At 60.2% G+C, this 18,592-nt stretch carries 14 protein-coding genes and 1 pseudogene; 10 read left to right on the forward strand and 5 right to left on the reverse strand.

Annotation, left to right across the window (positions count from 1 at the left end; translation table 11 throughout):
* Nucleotides 1-201: 201 nt before the first annotated feature.
* Both ACYZTS_RS16130 and ACYZTS_RS16135 read right to left on the reverse strand, forming a co-directional pair.
* On the reverse strand, nt 202-993 hold the full coding sequence (locus ACYZTS_RS16130) for a hypothetical protein (protein ID WP_028624172.1): 792 nt from the start codon (nt 991-993) through the stop codon (nt 202-204).
* A 100-nt stretch (nt 994-1,093) separates the two neighbouring features.
* Nucleotides 1,094-2,093: pseudogene (locus ACYZTS_RS16135) on the reverse strand (alpha/beta hydrolase).
* 83 nt (nt 2,094-2,176) lie between these two features.
* On the opposite strand from ACYZTS_RS16135, the gene aroC reads away from it, so the two are divergent.
* Genes aroC through mtnC form a run of 5 tightly spaced genes read left to right on the forward strand, consistent with a single transcriptional unit; the run spans nt 2,177 to nt 6,352 of the window.
* Entirely contained in the window at nt 2,177-3,268 is a 1,092-nt protein-coding gene (gene aroC / locus ACYZTS_RS16140; protein ID WP_461990417.1) for a chorismate synthase, read from the forward strand.
* Nucleotides 3,269-3,302: 34 nt separating this feature from the next.
* The gene (locus ACYZTS_RS16145) at nt 3,303-4,448 is read left to right on the forward strand and encodes an MFS transporter (protein WP_028624169.1); all 1,146 of its coding nucleotides are present in this window, start codon (nt 3,303-3,305) and stop codon (nt 4,446-4,448) included.
* Complete coding sequence (locus ACYZTS_RS16150; protein ID WP_461990419.1) at nt 4,445-5,071, forward strand: methylthioribulose 1-phosphate dehydratase; 627 nt, start codon at nt 4,445-4,447, stop codon at nt 5,069-5,071. The genes ACYZTS_RS16145 and ACYZTS_RS16150 overlap by 4 nt, the downstream gene beginning before the upstream one ends.
* A gap of 47 nt (nt 5,072-5,118) precedes the next feature.
* Nucleotides 5,119-5,664, forward strand: coding sequence for a 1,2-dihydroxy-3-keto-5-methylthiopentene dioxygenase (locus ACYZTS_RS16155; protein WP_461990421.1), 546 nt, complete (start codon nt 5,119-5,121; stop codon nt 5,662-5,664).
* A 4-nt stretch (nt 5,665-5,668) separates the two neighbouring features.
* Nucleotides 5,669-6,352, forward strand: a complete 684-nt coding sequence (mtnC, locus tag ACYZTS_RS16160; protein ID WP_461990423.1) for an acireductone synthase — start codon at nt 5,669-5,671, stop codon at nt 6,350-6,352.
* A gap of 209 nt (nt 6,353-6,561) precedes the next feature.
* Here mtnC and ACYZTS_RS16165 read toward each other — a convergent pair whose 3' ends face one another.
* Nucleotides 6,562-6,840, reverse strand: a complete 279-nt coding sequence (locus ACYZTS_RS16165; RefSeq protein WP_028624165.1) for a DUF3509 domain-containing protein — start codon at nt 6,838-6,840, stop codon at nt 6,562-6,564.
* Nucleotides 6,841-7,174: 334 nt separating this feature from the next.
* Between ACYZTS_RS16165 and ACYZTS_RS16170 the strand changes: the two genes are divergently transcribed.
* Together ACYZTS_RS16170 and ACYZTS_RS16175 are read left to right on the forward strand one after the other, a co-directional pair.
* Nucleotides 7,175-9,010, forward strand: a complete 1,836-nt coding sequence (locus ACYZTS_RS16170) for a long-chain-acyl-CoA synthetase (RefSeq protein WP_028624164.1) — start codon at nt 7,175-7,177, stop codon at nt 9,008-9,010.
* Nucleotides 9,011-9,106: 96 nt separating this feature from the next.
* On the forward strand, nt 9,107-9,625 hold the full coding sequence (locus ACYZTS_RS16175; protein WP_461990425.1) for an ankyrin repeat domain-containing protein: 519 nt from the start codon (nt 9,107-9,109) through the stop codon (nt 9,623-9,625).
* Between the two features lie 263 nt (nt 9,626-9,888).
* Here ACYZTS_RS16175 and ACYZTS_RS16180 read toward each other — a convergent pair whose 3' ends face one another.
* Both ACYZTS_RS16180 and xthA read right to left on the reverse strand, forming a co-directional pair.
* Complete coding sequence (locus tag ACYZTS_RS16180) at nt 9,889-11,229, reverse strand: substrate-binding domain-containing protein (RefSeq protein WP_461990427.1); 1,341 nt, start codon at nt 11,227-11,229, stop codon at nt 9,889-9,891.
* 106 nt (nt 11,230-11,335) lie between these two features.
* Nucleotides 11,336-12,148 (reverse strand): exodeoxyribonuclease III, encoded by an 813-nt coding sequence (gene xthA, locus ACYZTS_RS16185; RefSeq protein WP_461990429.1) that lies wholly within the window; start codon nt 12,146-12,148, stop codon nt 11,336-11,338.
* Between the two features lie 323 nt (nt 12,149-12,471).
* Between xthA and ACYZTS_RS16190 the strand changes: the two genes are divergently transcribed.
* The 3 genes from ACYZTS_RS16190 to ACYZTS_RS16200 all read left to right on the forward strand — a co-directional run bounded on the left by ACYZTS_RS16190 (nt 12,472) and on the right by ACYZTS_RS16200 (nt 18,579).
* The gene (locus ACYZTS_RS16190; protein ID WP_028624160.1) at nt 12,472-13,122 is read left to right on the forward strand and encodes a GNAT family N-acetyltransferase; all 651 of its coding nucleotides are present in this window, start codon (nt 12,472-12,474) and stop codon (nt 13,120-13,122) included.
* Between the two features lie 64 nt (nt 13,123-13,186).
* A complete protein-coding gene (locus ACYZTS_RS16195; RefSeq protein ID WP_461990430.1) occupies nt 13,187-14,914 on the forward strand; it encodes an autotransporter assembly complex protein TamA in 1,728 nt (575 codons plus the stop codon).
* Nucleotides 14,911-18,579, forward strand: a complete 3,669-nt coding sequence (locus ACYZTS_RS16200) for a translocation/assembly module TamB domain-containing protein (RefSeq protein WP_461990432.1) — start codon at nt 14,911-14,913, stop codon at nt 18,577-18,579. Before ACYZTS_RS16195 ends, ACYZTS_RS16200 begins: the two co-directional genes overlap by 4 nt.
* Nucleotides 18,580-18,592 lie beyond the last annotated feature (13 nt).

Here is an 18,592-nt window from a genome sequence, read left to right on the forward strand (position 1 = left end):
CTGTAGGAGCAAGCTTGCTCGCGATTGCGTCGTGTCAGTCACATCACTGTTAAATGACCCACCGCCATCGCGGGCAAGCCTTGCTCCCACAGATCCCGTGGATCCCTACAGAGCCTTACAGGTCCACTAATCCTGCGCCTGGTCCAAATCCGCTGTAGAAGCAAAGCTTGCTCGCGAATGGCGCACCGCAGTATCAAACCCTCAACGCTGCGTTGCAATCCAGATCAACAGCCCCGCCTGAAACACCGCGAACGCCACCAGGCATGTAATGGTGAAGCGTAATCCGGCGTCCTCGCGCTTGTACTTGCTGACTCTTTCTTCGTGTTTCTTCAGCTTCACTTCCTGCTCGGCCAGATTCTGCTCGGCCTGCTGAAGCATTTGCGCCGCCTCGAGAATTGTAACGTGCTGCACTTTCTCGGCATTCCACTCGGCGAGCAGGTCACCGACTTTCACTTCCTTGACGCTGCCCTTCAGATGCTGGGCGTCTGCGTACACCACCTCAAAACCGTGCGCTGTGAGAAAACGGTCGCGCCGCAGGCGTGTGTCCTCGTTGAGGGCATCCTTGTTGTTCAGGTCAGTGCCGTCGACGGTGTACGCCGGCCAGCGCTTTTTCGCCCAGGTAACCCCCTGCGCCGCCAGATAGCGGCCGATGCCGCGGTTCATCGGTTCAATCTGCAAGCCCGTGGCAGGCCCGAAATGTACGCGGTGCGTGACGTGGTCGACCCACACGTCCAGATGATTCTGCTCTTTGCGCACCCGCTGGCCAGGCAGAGTAATGCTCATGCGCAGCAGGCTGCGCTCTTTGCTGTTGCGCTCGGCATAGCCGAACTCGACAAAGCGCAACGGCCGAGCGCCGGTGTTGCGGTCGATCTGCAGGGGGGCCAGACGGAGCATCTTGTGCTGCTCGACCTGGACGTCCGCCCACGGCTGCTCGACCGCTGGCGGTGCATCCTTTTCAGCGGTGGTCTCGGGTGAAGTCGGGGTATCAGTCATAACGGCGAGGTCCTGTCCAAGCTCGGCTTGCCGCCAGGCGTAACGCTGGCGACACCGGCTTATCGGCCGTTTTTGGCAGGACTGGAGGGCGCGGGGAAGCTTATCGGGTGCGAATTCCGTCAATAAATCCAAGGATGCGCGCGCCGAGTTCGGCGGCGAGGGGCAATTGTGGATCTTTATAGGAAGCCAATTGCCGCTTCACGTCGTTGGGCACAATTCGCATCACGTGGTTCATGCCCTCGATCAGCGCCAGTTCGGCGTCCGGTTTGGCCCCTTTCAGCAGGCGCGCATCTTCCACACCCACCTGAATGTCGTTACTGCCCTGAATGATCAGCGCCGGCATTTTCAGTTTGGCGAACGCCGCCGCCGGGTCCTGGCGGAACAACGAAATCAGATACGGCTGCACACTCGGGCGGAAGATTACCTCCAGCTGCGGCGGCACGTTGCTGTCGGGTTTTCCGGCCTTGAGGCTGTCGAGCAGCTCGTTACTGCGCAGCATCAACGGCGGTGGCAGACGATTGCTTAACTGTTGACGCAACACCTGATCGATCGGCCGCGCGCTGCCGGACATGGAAATCACCGCAGCGGCGTTAACGCTCGGTGCCGCCAGCGTGGCAATCAGTGCGCCCTCGCTGTGGCCCAACAAAATCAACGGGCCAAAACGCGGGTCAGCCTGGAGCTTGCGCCCCCAGGCTTGGGCATCAGCAACATAGGCTTCGACCGACAAATTGCGTTCATCCGGCGTCGCCGCGAGGCTCGCCGCTACACCGCGCTTGTCGTAGCGCACGCTGGCGATGTTGTGTTTGGCCAGCACCCAGGCCAGTCGCTTGAGGCTGTCGTTGCGCCCACCTTCGGGGTTATTGCCGTCACGGTCTGTAGGGCCGGAGCCGGAAATGATCAGGACAACCGGTACCGGCGTGTCGGATTTGGGCAGCAACAGCGAGCCGAAAAGCTCACCGCTACCGGTGTCCAAAGTGATCGGGCGTTGCAGGACGGTGGCCTGGACGTAGCCGGTAAACAGGGTAAGGCTCAAGGCAAGAACTCGCAGCATCATCACGCCATCATTCACAAAGGTGCCGGTTGGACTCACGGGCACCCATAAGGTTCGAGGATGAACTACTTGGGTTGCCTGCGTATACTGGCGCGCATCAAGTATTCAGGTTCATTTCACGGAGCGTCCTGCATGTCCGGCAATACCTACGGCAAGCTGTTCACTGTCACCACCGCAGGCGAAAGCCATGGTCCGGCGTTGGTCGCCATTGTCGACGGCTGCCCGCCGGGCCTGGAGATTTCCCTGGAGGATCTGCAGCGCGACCTCGATCGCCGCAAGCCTGGCACCAGCCGCCACACCACCCAGCGTCAGGAAGCCGATGAAGTCGAAATCCTCTCTGGCGTGTTCGAGGGGCGGACCACCGGCTGCGCGATTGGCCTGCTAATTCGCAACACTGATCAGAAATCCAAGGACTACTCGGCGATCAAGGACCTGTTCCGTCCGGCCCACGCCGACTACACCTACCACCACAAATACGGCGAACGCGATTACCGCGGCGGCGGTCGCAGCTCTGCGCGGGAAACCGCGATGCGCGTAGCCGCAGGGGCCATTGCGAAAAAATACCTGGCCAGCCAGGGTATCGTCATTCGCGGCTACATGAGCCAGTTGGGCCCGATCGAAATCCCGTTCAAAAGCTGGGAATCGGTGGAAGACAACGCCTTTTTCAGCCCTGATCCGGACAAGGTGCCGGAGCTGGAAGCCTATATGGACCAGTTGCGTCGCGACCAGGATTCCGTCGGCGCGAAAATCACGGTCGTCGCCGAAGGCGTGATGCCCGGTCTCGGCGAGCCGATCTTCGACCGCCTCGACGCCGAACTGGCGCACGCGCTCATGAGCATCAACGCGGTCAAGGGCGTGGAGATCGGCGCCGGTTTCGCCAGCGTTGCCCAGCGCGGCACCGAGCACCGCGATGAAATGACCCCCGAAGGCTTCCTCAGCAATAACGCTGGCGGCATTCTCGGCGGCATCTCGTCCGGTCAGCCGATCGTTGCGCATCTGGCATTGAAGCCGACGTCGAGCATCACCACGCCGGGCCGTTCCATCGACGTCCATGGCAACCCGGCGGACGTCATCACCAAAGGCCGCCACGATCCGTGCGTTGGCATTCGCGCCACGCCAATCGCAGAAGCGATGATGGCCATCGTGCTGATGGACCATCTGCTGCGTCATCGCGGGCAGAACGCCGATGTGCGCGTGAGCACGCCGGTGCTGGGTCAGCTTTAATGGCTGATCTCACAGCCGTTGCGGTCTGAACCACGTGACGGCGCTCCCGTACTGGCGGCTTTCCAGTTTCTATCTGTTCTACTTCGCCTTGCTCGGCTCGACGGCGCCGTTCCTCGCGCTGTACTTCGACCACTTGGGCTTTTCCGCCGCGCGTATTGGCGAACTGGTGGCGATCCCGATGCTGATGCGTTGCGTGGCCCCGAACATCTGGGGCTGGCTCGGCGATTACACGGGCCGGCGCCTCGCTATTGTCCGTTTTGGCGCGGTGTGCACGCTGCTTACGTTCTGTTTGATCTTCGTCAGCCAGACCTACGCCTGGCTGGCGATGGTCATGGCCTTGCATGCCTTCTTCTGGCACGCGGTATTGCCGCAGTTTGAAGTCATCACGCTGGCGCATTTGAAGGGCCAGACCCAGCGCTACAGCCAGATCCGGTTGTGGGGCTCGATTGGTTTCATCATCACTGTGGTTGCACTCGGCCGACTGTTCGAATGGCTCAGCCTCGACATCTACCCGGTCGCGCTGGTACTGATCATGGCCGGGATTGTGATCAGCAGCCTGTGGGTACCGAACGCCCAGCCGGTTCAGGGCGAGCGTTTGTCGGCAGGCGGTTTTCTCCAGCAATTGCGCGGTCCGGGTGTGCTGGCTTTTTACGGATGCGTGGCGCTGATGCAGGTCAGCCACGGCCCGTATTACACTTTTCTCACCTTGCACCTTGAGCAACTCGGTTACAGCCGTGGGTTGATCGGCATGCTCTGGGCGGTCGGCGTAGTCGCCGAAGTATTGATGTTTCTGGCGATGAGCAAGATTCTTGCGCGTTTCTCGGTGCGCCGGGTGCTGCTGGCGAGTTTTCTGCTGGCGGCGTTGCGCTGGTTGTTGCTCGGCTCGTTCGCCGAATTCATCTGGGTGCTGCTGTTTGCCCAGGTTCTGCATGCTGCAACGTTCGGCAGCTTTCACGCAGCTGCCATCCAGTTCGTGCAACGTAGCTTTGGCCCGCGTCAGCAAGGGCAGGGTCAGGCGTTGTATGCCGCACTCGCCGGTACCGGTGGCGCGCTCGGCGCATTGTATTCCGGCTACAGCTGGAACACCCTCGGCGCCAACTTCACGTTCAGTATCGCCAGTCTCGCAGCCCTCGCCGCTGCGATTATCATCGCCACACGTATGCAAGAGGACAGGCCATGAGCCTTACCCGTCAACACCTCGCCCAGGAAATCATCGACGCCGGGCGCTTTCTGTATGGTCGTGGCTGGTCGCCGGCCACCAGCAGCAATTATTCGGCGCGTCTGTCGCCGAGCGAAGCGTTGCTGACGGTGTCCGGCAAGCACAAAGGCCAGTTGGGGCCTGACGATGTGCTGGCCACCGACTTGTCCGGCAACAGCCTCGAGCCCGGCAAGAAACCATCAGCCGAAACACTGCTGCACACGCAGCTGTATAGCTGGCGCGCGGAGATCGGCGCGGTGTTGCACACCCATTCGGTGAATGCCACGGTGCTGTCCCGCCTGACGCCTGAAGATTTCATCGAGTTCGAAGATTATGAACTGCAGAAAGCTTTCAGCGGCGTTTCCACTCACGAGTCACGGGTGCGCGTGCCGATTTTCGACAACGATCAGGACATTGCACGCCTCGCCGCCAAGGTGCAGCCTTGGCTCGACGCCCATCCCGATTGCGTCGGCTACCTGATCCGCGGCCACGGCCTCTATACCTGGGGCGCGCAGATGAGCGATGCGTTGCGGCAGATCGAGGCCTTTGAATTTTTGTTCGAGTGCGAGTTGAAAACCCGCTCCGCTTCTAACCACAAAGCGTAACGATCAAGCTTGAACCGTAACGCATGAACCTTTGAGGAGTTGCCCTGATGAGCAGCCTGTCCGTTTACCACGTCAGCAGCCCCGAACTGCCCAACAAGGTGCTGACCCACTTCGATGACATCGCCTCGACCCTGGCCGAGCAGGGCGTGCGTTTCGATCGCTGGCAAGCGGCGGCGAAAATTCAGCCGGGCGCCAGCCAGGAAGAAGTGATCGCCGCGTATCAGCAGCAGATCGACAAATTGATGACGGAGCGTGGCTACGTCACCGTCGACGTCATCAGCCTGAACAGCGATCACCCGCAAAAGGCCGAGCTGCGCGCCAAGTTCCTCGAAGAACACCGCCATGGCGAAGACGAAGTAAGATTTTTCGTCGCCGGTCGTGGGCTGTTCACCCTGCACATCGATGATTACGTGTACGCGGTGCTCTGCGAAAAGAACGACCTGATTTCGGTTCCGGCCGGGACGCCGCACTGGTTCGACATGGGCGAACACCCGCATTTCATCGCGATCCGCCTGTTCAACAATCCAGACGGCTGGGTCGCCAATTTCACCGGCGCAGACATCGCCGGCCGCTTCCCGCGTCTTGAGGACTGAGTCCATGCCGATCAAAGCGATTCTGACCGATATTGAAGGCACCACCAGTGCCGTGAGTTTTGTCTTCGACGTGCTGTTCCCCTATGCCGCCAGTCATCTGCCGGCGTTCGTTCGCGAGCATGCCGACCGTGGCGATGTGGCCGAGCAACTGGACGCAGTGCGCCGGGACAGTAGTGAACTGGACGCTGACGTCGAGCGGGTGCTGGAGATTCTTCTGGGATGGATCGCCGAAGACCGCAAGGCTACTGCGCTCAAGGCGTTGCAGGGTATGGTCTGGGAGCAGGGATACCAGGCCGGTGAATTGAAGGGCCATGTTTACCCGGATGCGGTCGACGCGCTGAAGCGTTGGCATCAGGAGGGGTACGCGATTTACGTCTATTCCTCGGGCTCGATTCAGGCGCAAAAGCTGATTTTTGGCTGCTCGGAAGCGGGGGATTTGTCGCCGTTGTTCAGCGGATACTTCGACACCACCTCCGGACCCAAGCGCGAAGCGCAGTCGTACGTACGCATCACTGAGGCGATTGGCCTGGACGCTTCGCAGATTCTGTTTTTGTCGGACATCGTCGAAGAGCTGGAGGCTGCGCGGCTGGCAGGAATGGCGACCTGCGGTCTCGCCCGTGAAGGCGGGGAACTGGCCGGGCATGTGACCGTGGAGAGTTTCGCGCGAATCGATCCGTCCATGTTCTAATCGCTGAAGCCAAAAACCTGTGGGAGCGAGCCTGCTCGCGATGCGCCATTTCATCCGACAATTCAGCTGACTGACCCACCGCCACCGCCACCGCGAGCAAGCTTGCTCTTACAAAAGCAGGTTCGGCATCTGCAAAAACAACTCAGGCCGTGAAGCGAAAGCTTTCACGGCCTGTCTGTTTACGGCTCTTTATCTTTAGAGCGCAGTATTTACAGCGAGTGATACGTCGGCAGTGCGAAACGTTGCTGGCTCTGCAGCATCGAAATTTGCGGCAGTTCGCTTGCTTGTTCGGCCAAATCACGACGGATCGCGCTGATTACCCACGACAGTTGGTCGCCAGCGTGTAATTGCTGGTAGGAAATCGAGCGCTTGAACACGCGGCCTTCGGTGCTGCGCAGTGTCAGCAGAATGCCACCGTCAGGACGAGGCTGGGTGTTCACGTCGAAGTTGGAGAAGAGGGACGAAAATTTTTCTTGAATCAGGCTCATGTCTTTCGGCTCCGTTTATACATGATTGGCAAGCATGTAGAGGTAGTTGCAGCCTTTGTGCCAGTCATGGAGCTTTAAAATTATTCTTTTAAATCAATAGCTTAAAATTTTGATCAATTTTCACCTTCGTGCAATCTGCATGAACGGCCATCGTGCATCCTGCATTTTGAGAGATGTGCACCGCTCCCACGGAACCAAATCCACCACAGACACTCGCGACCACCTTCGGATACAAAACATTGCAAAAACCGCGTGTACACCTTCCGAAGCGCTGACGTATTTTCGGGGTCAAGCCAATGCCGCCCGACAATAAGAAGATCCAACGGGAGCAACCATGAGTCGCACGTCAGACCTCATTACCTGGAGCATGATGCTCCGCAAGCTGCCCGCCATCGCCCAGGCCATTCCGCGCGTGGTCAAGGGCATGAAAGCTGCCAATGTTACGGATCCGACCCAAGTGTGTGGTCTGGGCTGGAGCTTTGAACAAGCCACCTTGCGCAATCCCGAAGGCCCGGCGTTGTTGCAAGACGACAGGGCGCTGACCTACTCGCAAGTCAATCAGTGGGCCAATCGCATCGCTCATCACCTGATCGCGCAAGGTATTCGCAAAGGTGATGTGGTGGCGGTATTCATCGAAAACCGCCCCGAGCTGCTGGTGACGATTCTCGCGTTGGCCAAGACCGGGGCGATCAGCGCATTGCTTAATACATCGCAATCCCGCGATCCGCTGGTTCACAGTCTGAATCTGGTAGCGCCGGCGGCGATCATTGTCGGCGAAGAACTGCTGCCGGCGTTTTCCGCCGTCCGCGAGCGAGTGGCGATCGAGGCTGCGCGAACCTGGTACGTCGCGGATCAGCCCACCGACCGCCAGCCGGGCATTGCGCCCGATGGCTTCGTCAACCTGATGAGCGCGTCCGTCGATTGTTGTACGGACAATCCGCTCAGCAGTGCGCAGGTTTTTTTCGACGATCCGTGTTTTTACATTTACACCTCGGGCACGACCGGGTTGCCCAAGGCCGGGGTGTTCAAGCACGGCCGCTGGATGCGCAGCTCCGCGAGCTTCGGCATGATCGCGCTGGATATGCAGCCTGACGACGTCGTCTATTGCACCTTGCCGCTGTACCACGCCACCGGACTCTGCGTGTGCTGGGGATCGGCAATCAGTGGCGCTTCCGGGTTTGCAATCCGCCGCAAATTCAGCGCCAGTCAGTTCTGGAGCGACGTACGCCAGTACCGCGCCACCACCCTCGGTTATGTCGGTGAACTGTGTCGCTACCTCGTCGATCAGCCGCCCGGCAGGCATGACCGCGAGCACGGCGTGACCAAAATGATCGGCAATGGCCTGCGCCCCGGCGCATGGGATGCCTTCAAGACGCGCTTCGGCGTGCAGCACATCTGCGAGCTGTATGCCGCCAGCGACGGCAACATCGGTTTCACCAACGTGCTCAACTTCGACAACACCGTTGGATTTTCCCTGATGGCTTGGGAGCTGGCAGCGTACGACCACGACAGTGGCGCGCCAATCCGTCAGGCCGACGGCTTCATGCGCAAAGTGAGCAAAGGCGAGCAGGGGTTGTTGCTCGCGCGAATCGACGACAAAGCGCCGCTGGACGGTTACACCGATCCGCGGAAAACCGAGAAAGTCGTACTGCACGATGTGTTTGCCAAAGGCGATCGATACTTCAATACCGGTGACTTGCTGCGCAACATCGGTTTCGGTCACGCACAATTTGTTGATCGTCTTGGCGATACCTTCCGCTGGAAAGGCGAAAACGTCTCGACCACCGAAGTCGAGAACATCCTCCTGCTGCATCCCAATATCTCCGAAGCCGTGGCCTACGGGGTGGAGATCTGCAACACCAATGGACGTGCAGGGATGGCGGCCATTACACCTGCCGAATCATTGGCGACCCTGGATTTTACGGAGTTGCTGGCCTTCGTCCGCGAGCAGTTGCCGGCGTATGCTGTGCCGTTGTTCTTGCGGGTGAAAGTGAAAATGGAAACCACCGGGACGTTCAAATACCAGAAGACCCGGCTCAAGGATGAGGCGTTCGACCCGGACAAGACCGGCGACGATCCGGTCTATGCATGGCTTCCGGGAACCGACACCTATGTGCAGGTGACCAAGCCATTGGCGGCGCAGATCAGCGATGGTCAGTACCGCTATTGAATGTCGCTATCGCGATCCGTCAGAAAAAAGAAGTGACAGTCCCGGGAGCCCTCGGGACACTGTCGGTTTTGCGAATAATTGAAAGTGGAGCCCCCGATGTCAGAACAAAGCCGCCAGATGACCCCCGAAGAAGCCGCTGAATTTGCCGAGCAGGTATTCAACAAGGCGCGTGAGGGCGATGCGGCCATGATGGCTGCGCTGCTCAGCAAAGGCTTGCCGCCGAACTTGCGCAACCATAAGGGCGACACCTTGCTGATGCTGGCCGCGTACCACGGCCATGTCGACACCGTAAAAGTGCTGCTGGAACACAAGGCCGACCCGGAGATCCGCAACGACAACGGTCAAAGCCCGATTGCCGGCGCCGCGTTCAAGGGTGACCTGGCGACCGTCACGGCGTTGGTCGAAGCTGGTGCGCAGGTGCAAGGCTCGTCTTTCGATGGTCGCACTCCGCTGATGATGGCGGCGATGTTCAACCGCGTCGAGATCGTTGACTACCTGATCAGCAAGGGTGCCGATCCCAAGGCCAAGGACACCAACGGCGCCTCCGCGCTGGACGCCGCAAAAACCATGGGCGCAGTCGACACCACCGCCCAGCTGGAGAAGCTGCTGGCCTGACCCACTCCTTGTAGCAGCTGTCGAGCCTGCGAGGCTGCGTCCGGCGGCGCAGCCGTCGTAAAATCTGAGCGCGCGGTTTGCCTGACAGACCGGGTTGTCCGAGTTGACGACGGCTTCGCCGCCGGACGCAGCCTCGCAAGCTCGGCAGCTGCTACAGACGCAGCCTCGCAGGCTCGGCAGCTGCTACAGACGCAGCCTCGCAGGCTCGGCAGCTGTTACAGACGCAGCCTCGCAGGCTCGCAGGCTCGGCAGCTGCTACAGATTCAGTACACCCAGACTTCGACGCGCCGATTCCTGATCCGGCCTTCATCCGCGCTATTCGTCGCGACCGGCATCTCGGCGCCAAACCCGCGAATCTCGCGGAATACCACGCCGCTTTTTACCAGCTCCCTACGTACTGCCATCGCGCGTAATTTGGACAGCAGATCGGCCCGCGCCGGGTCGCTTTTGGCATCGCCGAAGCCTACCAATGTCACTCGCCGATCGGTCTTGTCGTGCTGTTTCAGGTAGTCGAACACCCGCGACAAATCCTGACGCGCCTTGTTGTCCAGCGTTGCGCTGCCTTCCTCGAACCGGAAATTCACGGTCAAACGCTGTGCATGTCGGCTGAGCGCCTGATAGGCCTCGGGCATCAACGCGTTGGGGGTGACGCTCATGGCTTGCACGGTCTGCGCGATAAAACCATTGGCGGCAACGATGGCCTGGCCCGCGCTGCTCTGGGCAAAGGCCACCAGCGCCTGAGCCCAAGGATTGCCGCCACGCGGTGGCAGATACAGGAACAGGCGCCTCGACAGCGGATAATCTTCTGTGGCGATGAGGCTGCTGTGCGGCAACATCGCTTGAGAGTGACCGTCAGTGATCGCCAGAGCTTTGGCCTGGCGCACATAAGGCAGGCCGATGAAGCCAATGCCTTGCGGATCGCCACTCACCGCGTCGGATAATTGCTCGCTGGATTCGAAACGCCTTGCAGCATCACTCAGGGTTTTCCCGCGGCGGCTGAGGACAATTTCCTTGAACGTGTCGAACGTGCCTGACTGGTCATCCCGTGCGTACACGTGAATCGTCCCGCCGCTGCCGCCGACGTCTTCCCAGGTTTTCGCCTCACCACTGAAAATCCGCGCCAGTTGCTCGGTGTCCAGTTGAGTGAGCGGGTTTTGCGGATGGAGGATGATCGCCAGGCCATCAATGGCGATCACTTGCTCGGCGCCCGCAGATTTCAGATCGCCGAGGGATTGCAGCGCAGCGATCTCGCTGTCCTTGATGGGCCGCGAAGAGGCGGCGAGGTCGGCAGTGGCATTTTTCAACGCGGTGAAACCGGTGCTGGAACCGTGGGCGGCGATGTGCACGGTAACGCGCTTACCCTCGGCGGTTTGACCGACCACGCGCAGTTCGTTGGCCTGATCGGACACCTCGCGATGCACCTTGAGCAAACCTTGCTCGCGCATCAGACCCTCGACCAGCGCCGGCCCGAGTGCCGCGCCGATGGTGTTGGAGCCCTGAATGCGCAGCACGACGCCTTGATGGACGATCGGTAGATCGGCGGCGAATGCCGTAGAGGGCAGGCTTGCGCAGAGCAACCACAGGAAAAACACGCGCAGGGTCATGCCGGCACCTTATCAAGCCAGGAAAGTGCGGGGAGATTAAGTCAGAAAGATGTCGGAAAGATGACAGATCAAAAGATCGTCCACGTTCGGACGATCTTTTGCTTGTTCAGCTCAACTCAAGCCAGATCGGCGCATGGTCCGAAGGTTTTTCCATACCGCGCAACTCATAATCGACGCCAGCATCCTTGACCCGCGGTAGCAGGCCGTGGGAGGCCATGATCACATCGATGCGCAGGCCACGCTTGGGCTCATCTTCAAAACCGCGGCTGCGGTAATCGAACCAGCTGAAACGGTCCGCGACGTCCGGATTCAAGTGGCGGAAGCTGTCGACCAGGCCCCAGTTCTTCAGGCGCGCCATCCACTCGCGCTCTTCCGGCAGGAAGCTGCACTTGCCGGTTTTCAGCCAGCGCTTCATGTTGTCCGCGCCAATACCGATGTCGCAGTCTTCCGGGGAAATGTTGACGTCACCCATCACCACCACGGGTTGATCGTTGCTGAACTGGCTTTCCAACAGTTGCTGCAGGTCGCCGTAGAACTTTTGCTTGGCCGGGAATTTGGTCGGGTGATCGCGGCTTTCGCCCTGTGGGAAATAGCCGTTCATGATGGTCACCGGCACGCCGTTGGCGTCGGCGAAAGTGCCCCAGATGAAGCGGCGCTGAGCATCTTCTTCATCGGTGGCAAAGCCTTTGTGCAACGCCAGCGGTTCCTTGCGCGACAGCAGCGCAACGCCGTAGTGACCTTTCTGGCCATGGAAATACACGTGATAACCGAGTGCCTGAACCTCGGCCAGCGGGAACTGGTCATCGTGGACCTTGGTTTCCTGCAGGCCGATCACGTCGGGTTGATGCTTTTCTATCAGCGCCGCCAGCTGATGCGGGCGAGCACGCAGCCCGTTGATGTTGAAGGAGACGATCTTCATGGTCGGCAGTCCTTGGAAAAAGGGCGATGCTAGCCGACCTGTGAGAATGGGGCCAGTGTTGGGAGGGAGGAATTACCTCGGGCGGATTTGTGCTGCCTGTACTGGCCCCTTCGCGAGCAAGCCCGCTCCCACACTGGTAGAGGTCGAACCCAAAATCTGTAAACACCGACATTCCTGTGGGAGCAAGGCTTGCCCGCGATGAGGCCAGTACAGTCGATGAAGATCCAGCGGTGGTCTATACCTGTGGGGAACTGTCCCGGTCCGCACAGGCTCGTACAACAAGAGCGCAGTCATTTGAGCTGCGCCAGGGGAGATCTACCGTTATGCCCGAAACTTCGACTGCCATCGCCGATATCCACATGCTCGACAGCGGCTATTCCCGCGAAGCCCGCTCGTTGCTTTACCAGGCCTACCGCCATGAACCGACGTTCGCGTTTCTGTTTGAAGCCGAACGCCCCGGTTACGAGCAGCGGGTTCGCGCGACGGTACGTGAGCTGGTCAAACAGCACTTCCTGCAGGACTTGCCGGCCATCGGCCTGCTGGTCAACGACCGTTTGATCGGCATCGCCCTGATCGCGCCGCCGCAACGTCGCCTCGGCGTTACCGAGAGTTGGGCGTGGCGCTTGCGCATGGTGCTCAGCACTGGTTTCCGCTGCACGCGGCGTTATCTGGAATATCACGCTGCGGTGATGGCGTGCGTGCCGTCCGACTCGGTGCACCTGCTGCCTTTGCTGGGGATTCACCCGCAATTTCAGGGTCAGCATTTCGGCGAGCAATTGTTGAAAGCGGTGCATAACTGGTGCGCGGTGGATGAGCATTCCCAAGGTGTGGTGCTAGATACGGGGAATCCTCGTTATCTGGAGTTCTATAAGCGTCAGGGTTATGAGGAAATCGGCGAGGTGGCTGTCGGACCTGTCCGCGAACATGTGTTTTTCCACGCCAACCCTCAAGTGCTGCAAACCGCTGGCGCCTAAAGGTCGAACTTTTCCTTACGAACCGGGCTCTATCACGCTCCCGAGCTCGTGATAGCATCCGCCTATGAAGTTTCCAGCAAGATTTACCAGCGGCGTGCTGATGCTGATCACCAGCTGTGCGGCGCTGGCGCAAAGTGAATTGGATGTACGGATCAAACCGTCCAACGATGAACTCAAGGCCAATATAGAGGGCTATATCGGCAGCCTCGGCGATCGCGACGAAGAGGCCTTGCTGCGCTTCAGCCGTGGCGCTGAAGAGCAGGCACGCAAAGCCGCACAGGCCTTGGGTTACTACCAGCCGCAGATCGACAGCAGCGTGACCGGCGGCAAGACACCGCACCTGATCCTGAACATCATCCCCGGCGAGCCGGTGCATCTGCGCACTGTCACCCTGCGCGTCGATGGCCCTGCTGCCAGCCTCAAATCCTTTCGTTTACCCAAAAGTGCTGCGCTGCAAACCGGTGCCGTGCTCAACCATGGCCAATACGAAGACGCCAAGCGCCTCATCCAGAATCAAGCCTCGCGCTACGGCTTTTTCAGCGGACGTTTCACAAGCCAGAAACTGGCGGTCGACCCGCGCGCCGGTGTGGCCGATATCGATCTGGTTTACGACAGTGGTCCGCGTTATGCCCTGGGCAACGTCAGTTTTGAAGGCGACACGCCGTTTGATGAAGACCTGCTGCAACGCATGGTGCCGTTCAAGGCCGGCGCGCCCTACGACTCCGAACTGATCGCCGAACTCAGTCAGGCGCTGCAATCGAGCGGCTATTTCGAAGGCGTGCGCGTCGACGCTGCGCCCACTGCGTCAAAGCAGAACGTAATCCCGGTCGACGTCAAACTCGAGACCCGCAAGCCACGCACCATGGGGCTGGGTGTCGGCTACTCGACCGACGTCGGCCCACGGGTCAAAGCCAACTGGACACGCCACTGGGTCAACCCGCAGGGCCACAGCTACGGCTGGGAAACCGAGATATCCGCGCCACGGCAAAACGTCGGCCTGTTTTACGACATTCCGCTCGACCCGCCGCTGACCGACAAACTGCGCTTTGCCGGCGGCTATCAGAGCGAAGAAATTGCCGACGACGACAGCCTCAGCAAACTGCTGACGCTCGGCCCGGAATGGCACAGCAAATTGCCCAGCGGCTGGCAGCGCGTGGTTTCGCTGAAGTGGCAGCGCGAAGAATATCGCCTCGGTGATGATTCCGGGTTGAGCACGTTGCTGATGCCCGGCGTCAGTTATTCCTACCTGAAGAGTGACAACCGTATCGACCCGCAAAATGGCTACCGTCTGCAGTTCGAAACCAAAGTGGCCAAGGAAGGACTGGGCTCCGACACCAATCTGTTATACGGCACCGCGCTGGTGAAAGGCCTGACCACCGTGTTCGATAAACACCGTTTGCTCGGTCGGGTGCAGGTCGGCGGCAGTGCCACCAACGGCTACAAATCAGTGCCGCCGTCGCTGCGTTTCTTTGCCGGTGGCGACCAGAGCGTGCGCGGTTACGATTACCAGAGCCTGTCGCCGGAGAACTCCGACGGCGACCGCATCGGGGGTCGCTACATGATTGCCGGCAGCGTCGAGTATCAGTATTCGGTGGCCGAGAAGTGGCGGATCGCGACGTTTGTCGATCAGGGCAATTCATTCAATTCGCTCGACCTGCCGGACCTCAAGACCGGCGTCGGTATCGGCGTGCGCTGGGTTTCACCGGTGGGGCCGATTCGCCTCGACCTGGCCCATGCGCTGGACGACGACGGCGGCATTCGGCTGCACTTTTCCATGGGGCCTGAGCTGTGACACGCGGTTTGAAGGTAACGCTGCTGGCGATTTTTACGCTGCTGATGCTGAGCATCCTGACGCTGGCGACGTTGCTCGGCACCGCAACCGGCAGTCGCTGGGCGCTGGGTTGGGTGCCGGGGCTGAGCGTCGACAATTTTCAGGGGCGGCTCGGCGGGCAGTGGAGCGCCGATCACCTGGTGTGGCAGCAAGACACCCGTCGGGTTGAGCTGAGCAAAGCGATTTTCGCCTGGTCACCCTCGTGCCTGCTACGCATAACCCTGTGCATCGAGCAGTTGAAAGCCGATCAGATCAGCCTGCAATTGCCGCCGGGCCCGGAAGACGAAAACAGCGGACCGATCATCTTGCCGGACCTGAAGTTGCCCTTGGCGCTGGAACTGGGCGACGTACAGATCGGCAGCCTGATGTTCAACGGCAGCGAACAGCTGAAAGGGCTGCAGCTGGCGGCGCACTGGACCGAGCAGGGTTTGCAGATCGATTCGGTGCAGTTGCAGCGCGATGAGCTGAGTCTCAATCTGTCCGGTTTGCTGCAGCCGTCGGGCGACTGGCCGTTGAAGGCCGAGGGCAACCTGACGTTGCCGGCGCCGCAGCCGTGGGCACTGAAACTGAAAGTGGATGGCAATCTGCTGAAAACCCTCAACCTGGTCGCCGACAGCAGCGGTTATCTCAATGGGCAACTGACCGGCGAATTGCAGCCCCTGGTGGAAAACCTGCCCGCCAAGGTGCGCATCACCGCCAATGGCTTCAAACCTTCTGCAGATTTGCCCGACACCCTGCAACTCAATAATGTGGAACTCACCGGCGATGGCGACCTGAAAAAAGGTTACCAACTGCAGGGCACCGCCACGCTGCCAGGGGAAAAAGGGCCGATCGCGTTGTTGTTGCAAGGCAAAGTCGACGCCAGCGGCGCGCAAATCGCCGGCCTTGACCTGAGCGCCAGCGACAAGCAAAACCTCAAGCTCAGCGGCGCTGTCGACTGGAGCAAAGGCCTCAGCGCAACGGCGAAAATCGACTGGCTGGACTTTCCTTGGCACAGTCTCTATCCGCTGATCGACGAACCGGCCGTGGCACTGCGCAGTTTCAATGGTGAAGTCTCTTACACCGACGGCAATTACCTCGGCAACTTCAAGGCGGCGCTGGATGGCCCGGCCGGGGCGTTCAGCCTGACCAGCCCGTTTGCCGGCGACCTGACCAAAATCCATTTGCAACAATTGCAGTTGGTGGCCGGCCAAGGCAAAGCCGATGGGCACCTGAACCTGCAATTTGCCGATGGCATTGCCTGGGACACCGCGCTCGATTTGTCGGCGATCGACCCGGCGTATTGGGTGGCGGAATTGCCCGGCACCCTGGCTGGGCCGCTGCGCAGCAAAGGCGAGCTGAAAAACGACAAACTCAGCCTGAACGCAGACCTGGATTTGAAGGGCAAACTGCGCGGCCAGCCGGCGGTGATTCAGGCCAAGGCCGATAGCGGCGGTGAGCAGTGGACGCTCAGCGCCTTGCAGATTCGTCTGGGTGACAACAGCATCACGGGTAAGGGCAGCCTGCAACAGAAGCTGGCCGGGCAGATTGACGTCAAGCTCTCGCGTCTGGCCCAGCTCTGGCCGCAATTGCGCGGTCAGCTCAATGGTCGCGTCGATGTCGCCGGCACGCTCAAGGCGCCACAAGGCAAGCTCGCTTTGCAAGGCACCCAACTGGCTTTCGAAGACAAAAGCCTGCAACGCCTCAACCTCGACGCGACGCTCGACAGCGTGCAGCGGGCGAATATCGATCTCAAGGGCAGCGGCATTCAGGCCGGTGAAACTTCGCTGGGCACCCTGACCGCCAATGCCCAGGGCGATATCAAGAAGCAGAAGTTGAGCCTCGATTTGCTCGGGCCGAAATTGAAACTGGCGCTCGGCCTCGACGGTGCGCTGGATCAAGGCAACTGGCGCGGACGCTTGGCCAGTGGCGCTGTTCAGGCTGGCGGTCAGGACTGGAAATTGCAAAGTCCGGCGAAGCTTGAACGCCTGGCTGACGGGCAGATCAACCTCGGCGCGCATTGCTGGCTGTCCGGTGCGGCCAGTCTGTGCGGCCAGGACCAGCGCCTGATGCCGGAACCCAAACTGCGTTATCAGCTCAAGCAGTTCCCGATCGAAAGCCTGGCGCAGTGGATGCCCAAGGATCTCGCCTGGCAGGGCCGGCTGAATGCCGACCTGCAACTCGACCTGCCGGCCAGCGGCCCGAACGGCCAGATCAGCATCGACGCCAGCGGCGGTACGCTTCGCATGCGCGATAAAGGGCAGTGGCTGGATTTCCCGTACCAGACGCTGAAACTCACCAGCAAACTGACGCCAAAGCGTATCGACACCGACCTCAATTTTGTCGGCGGCAAACTCGGTGAGCTGATGGTTCAGGCACAAATCAATCCATTGCCGGCCGACAAGCCGCTGAGCGGTTCCTTCCGTCTCAGCGGTCTGGATTTGTCAGTGGTGCGGCCGTTTGTGCCGATGGTGGAAACGCTGAACGGGCGCCTGAATGGCAGCGGCACATTGTCCGGCGGGCTGATGGCGCCGTTGGTCAACGGCAATCTGCTGCTCAGCGACGGCGAAGTGTCCGGCCCGGAATTGCCGATGGAACTGCGGGACTTGCAGGTGAGGGCGCAAATCGCCGGTGAAACCGTGCAGGTAAACGGTGGCTGGAAAAGTGGCAAGACCGGGCAGGGCAGCCTGTCCGGCGATATCGCCTGGGGTCAGGCGTTGGTGGTGGACCTGGCGCTCAAGGGCACACAGTTGCCGGTTACCGTTGAACCGTACGCCAAGCTGGAAGTGGCACCGGACCTGAAGATTTCGATGAAGGACGACAAACTGGCGATTGCCGGCAAGGTCCTGGTGCCGCGCGGCGACATCACGGTGCGCGAGTTGCCGCCGTCAACGGTCAAGGTCTCCGATGACACGGTGATCATTGGTGAGCAGACCGAAGAGGGCAAGCCACCGATGGCCATGTCGATGGACATCGACGTGGTGGTGGGCGACGACAAACTCAGTTTCAGCGGGTTCGGCCTGACCGCCAACCTGAAAGGGCGTGTGCACATCGGTGACAACATGGACACACGCGGCGAGCTGTGGCTCAACGATGGCCGTTATCGCGCCTACGGGCAGCGCTTGACGGTGCGTCGTGCGCGACTGCTGTTCGCCGGGCCGCTGGACCAGCCGTATCTGGATATCGAAGCGATCCGCCAGACCGACGATGTCATCGCTGGTATCCGCCTGAGCGGCAGCGCCGAACAGCCGACCACGCAGATCTTCTCCGAGCCGGCGATGAGTCAGGAGCAGGCGTTGTCGTATCTGGTGTTGGGGCGTCCGTTGAGCACCACCGGCGAGGACAACAACATGCTGGCTCAGGCCGCACTGGGCCTGGGTTTGATGGGCAGCTCGGGGGTCACCAGCAGCATGGCGAAGAACCTCGGTATCCAAGATTTCCAGCTCGACACCGAGGGCAGCGGCGACGAAACCAGCGTGGTCGCCAGCGGCAATATCTCCGAGAAACTCAGCCTGCGTTACGGCGTCGGCGTGTTCGAACCGGCCAACACGATTGCCTTGCGCTACAAGCTGAGCAAAAAGGTCTACGTCGAAGTGGCCAGTGGCGTGGCGAGTTCGCTCGATATTTTCTACAAACGGGATTTCTAGCCGCTTCAGGATC

It is taken from the genome of Pseudomonas sp. TMB3-21, assembly GCF_054898145.1.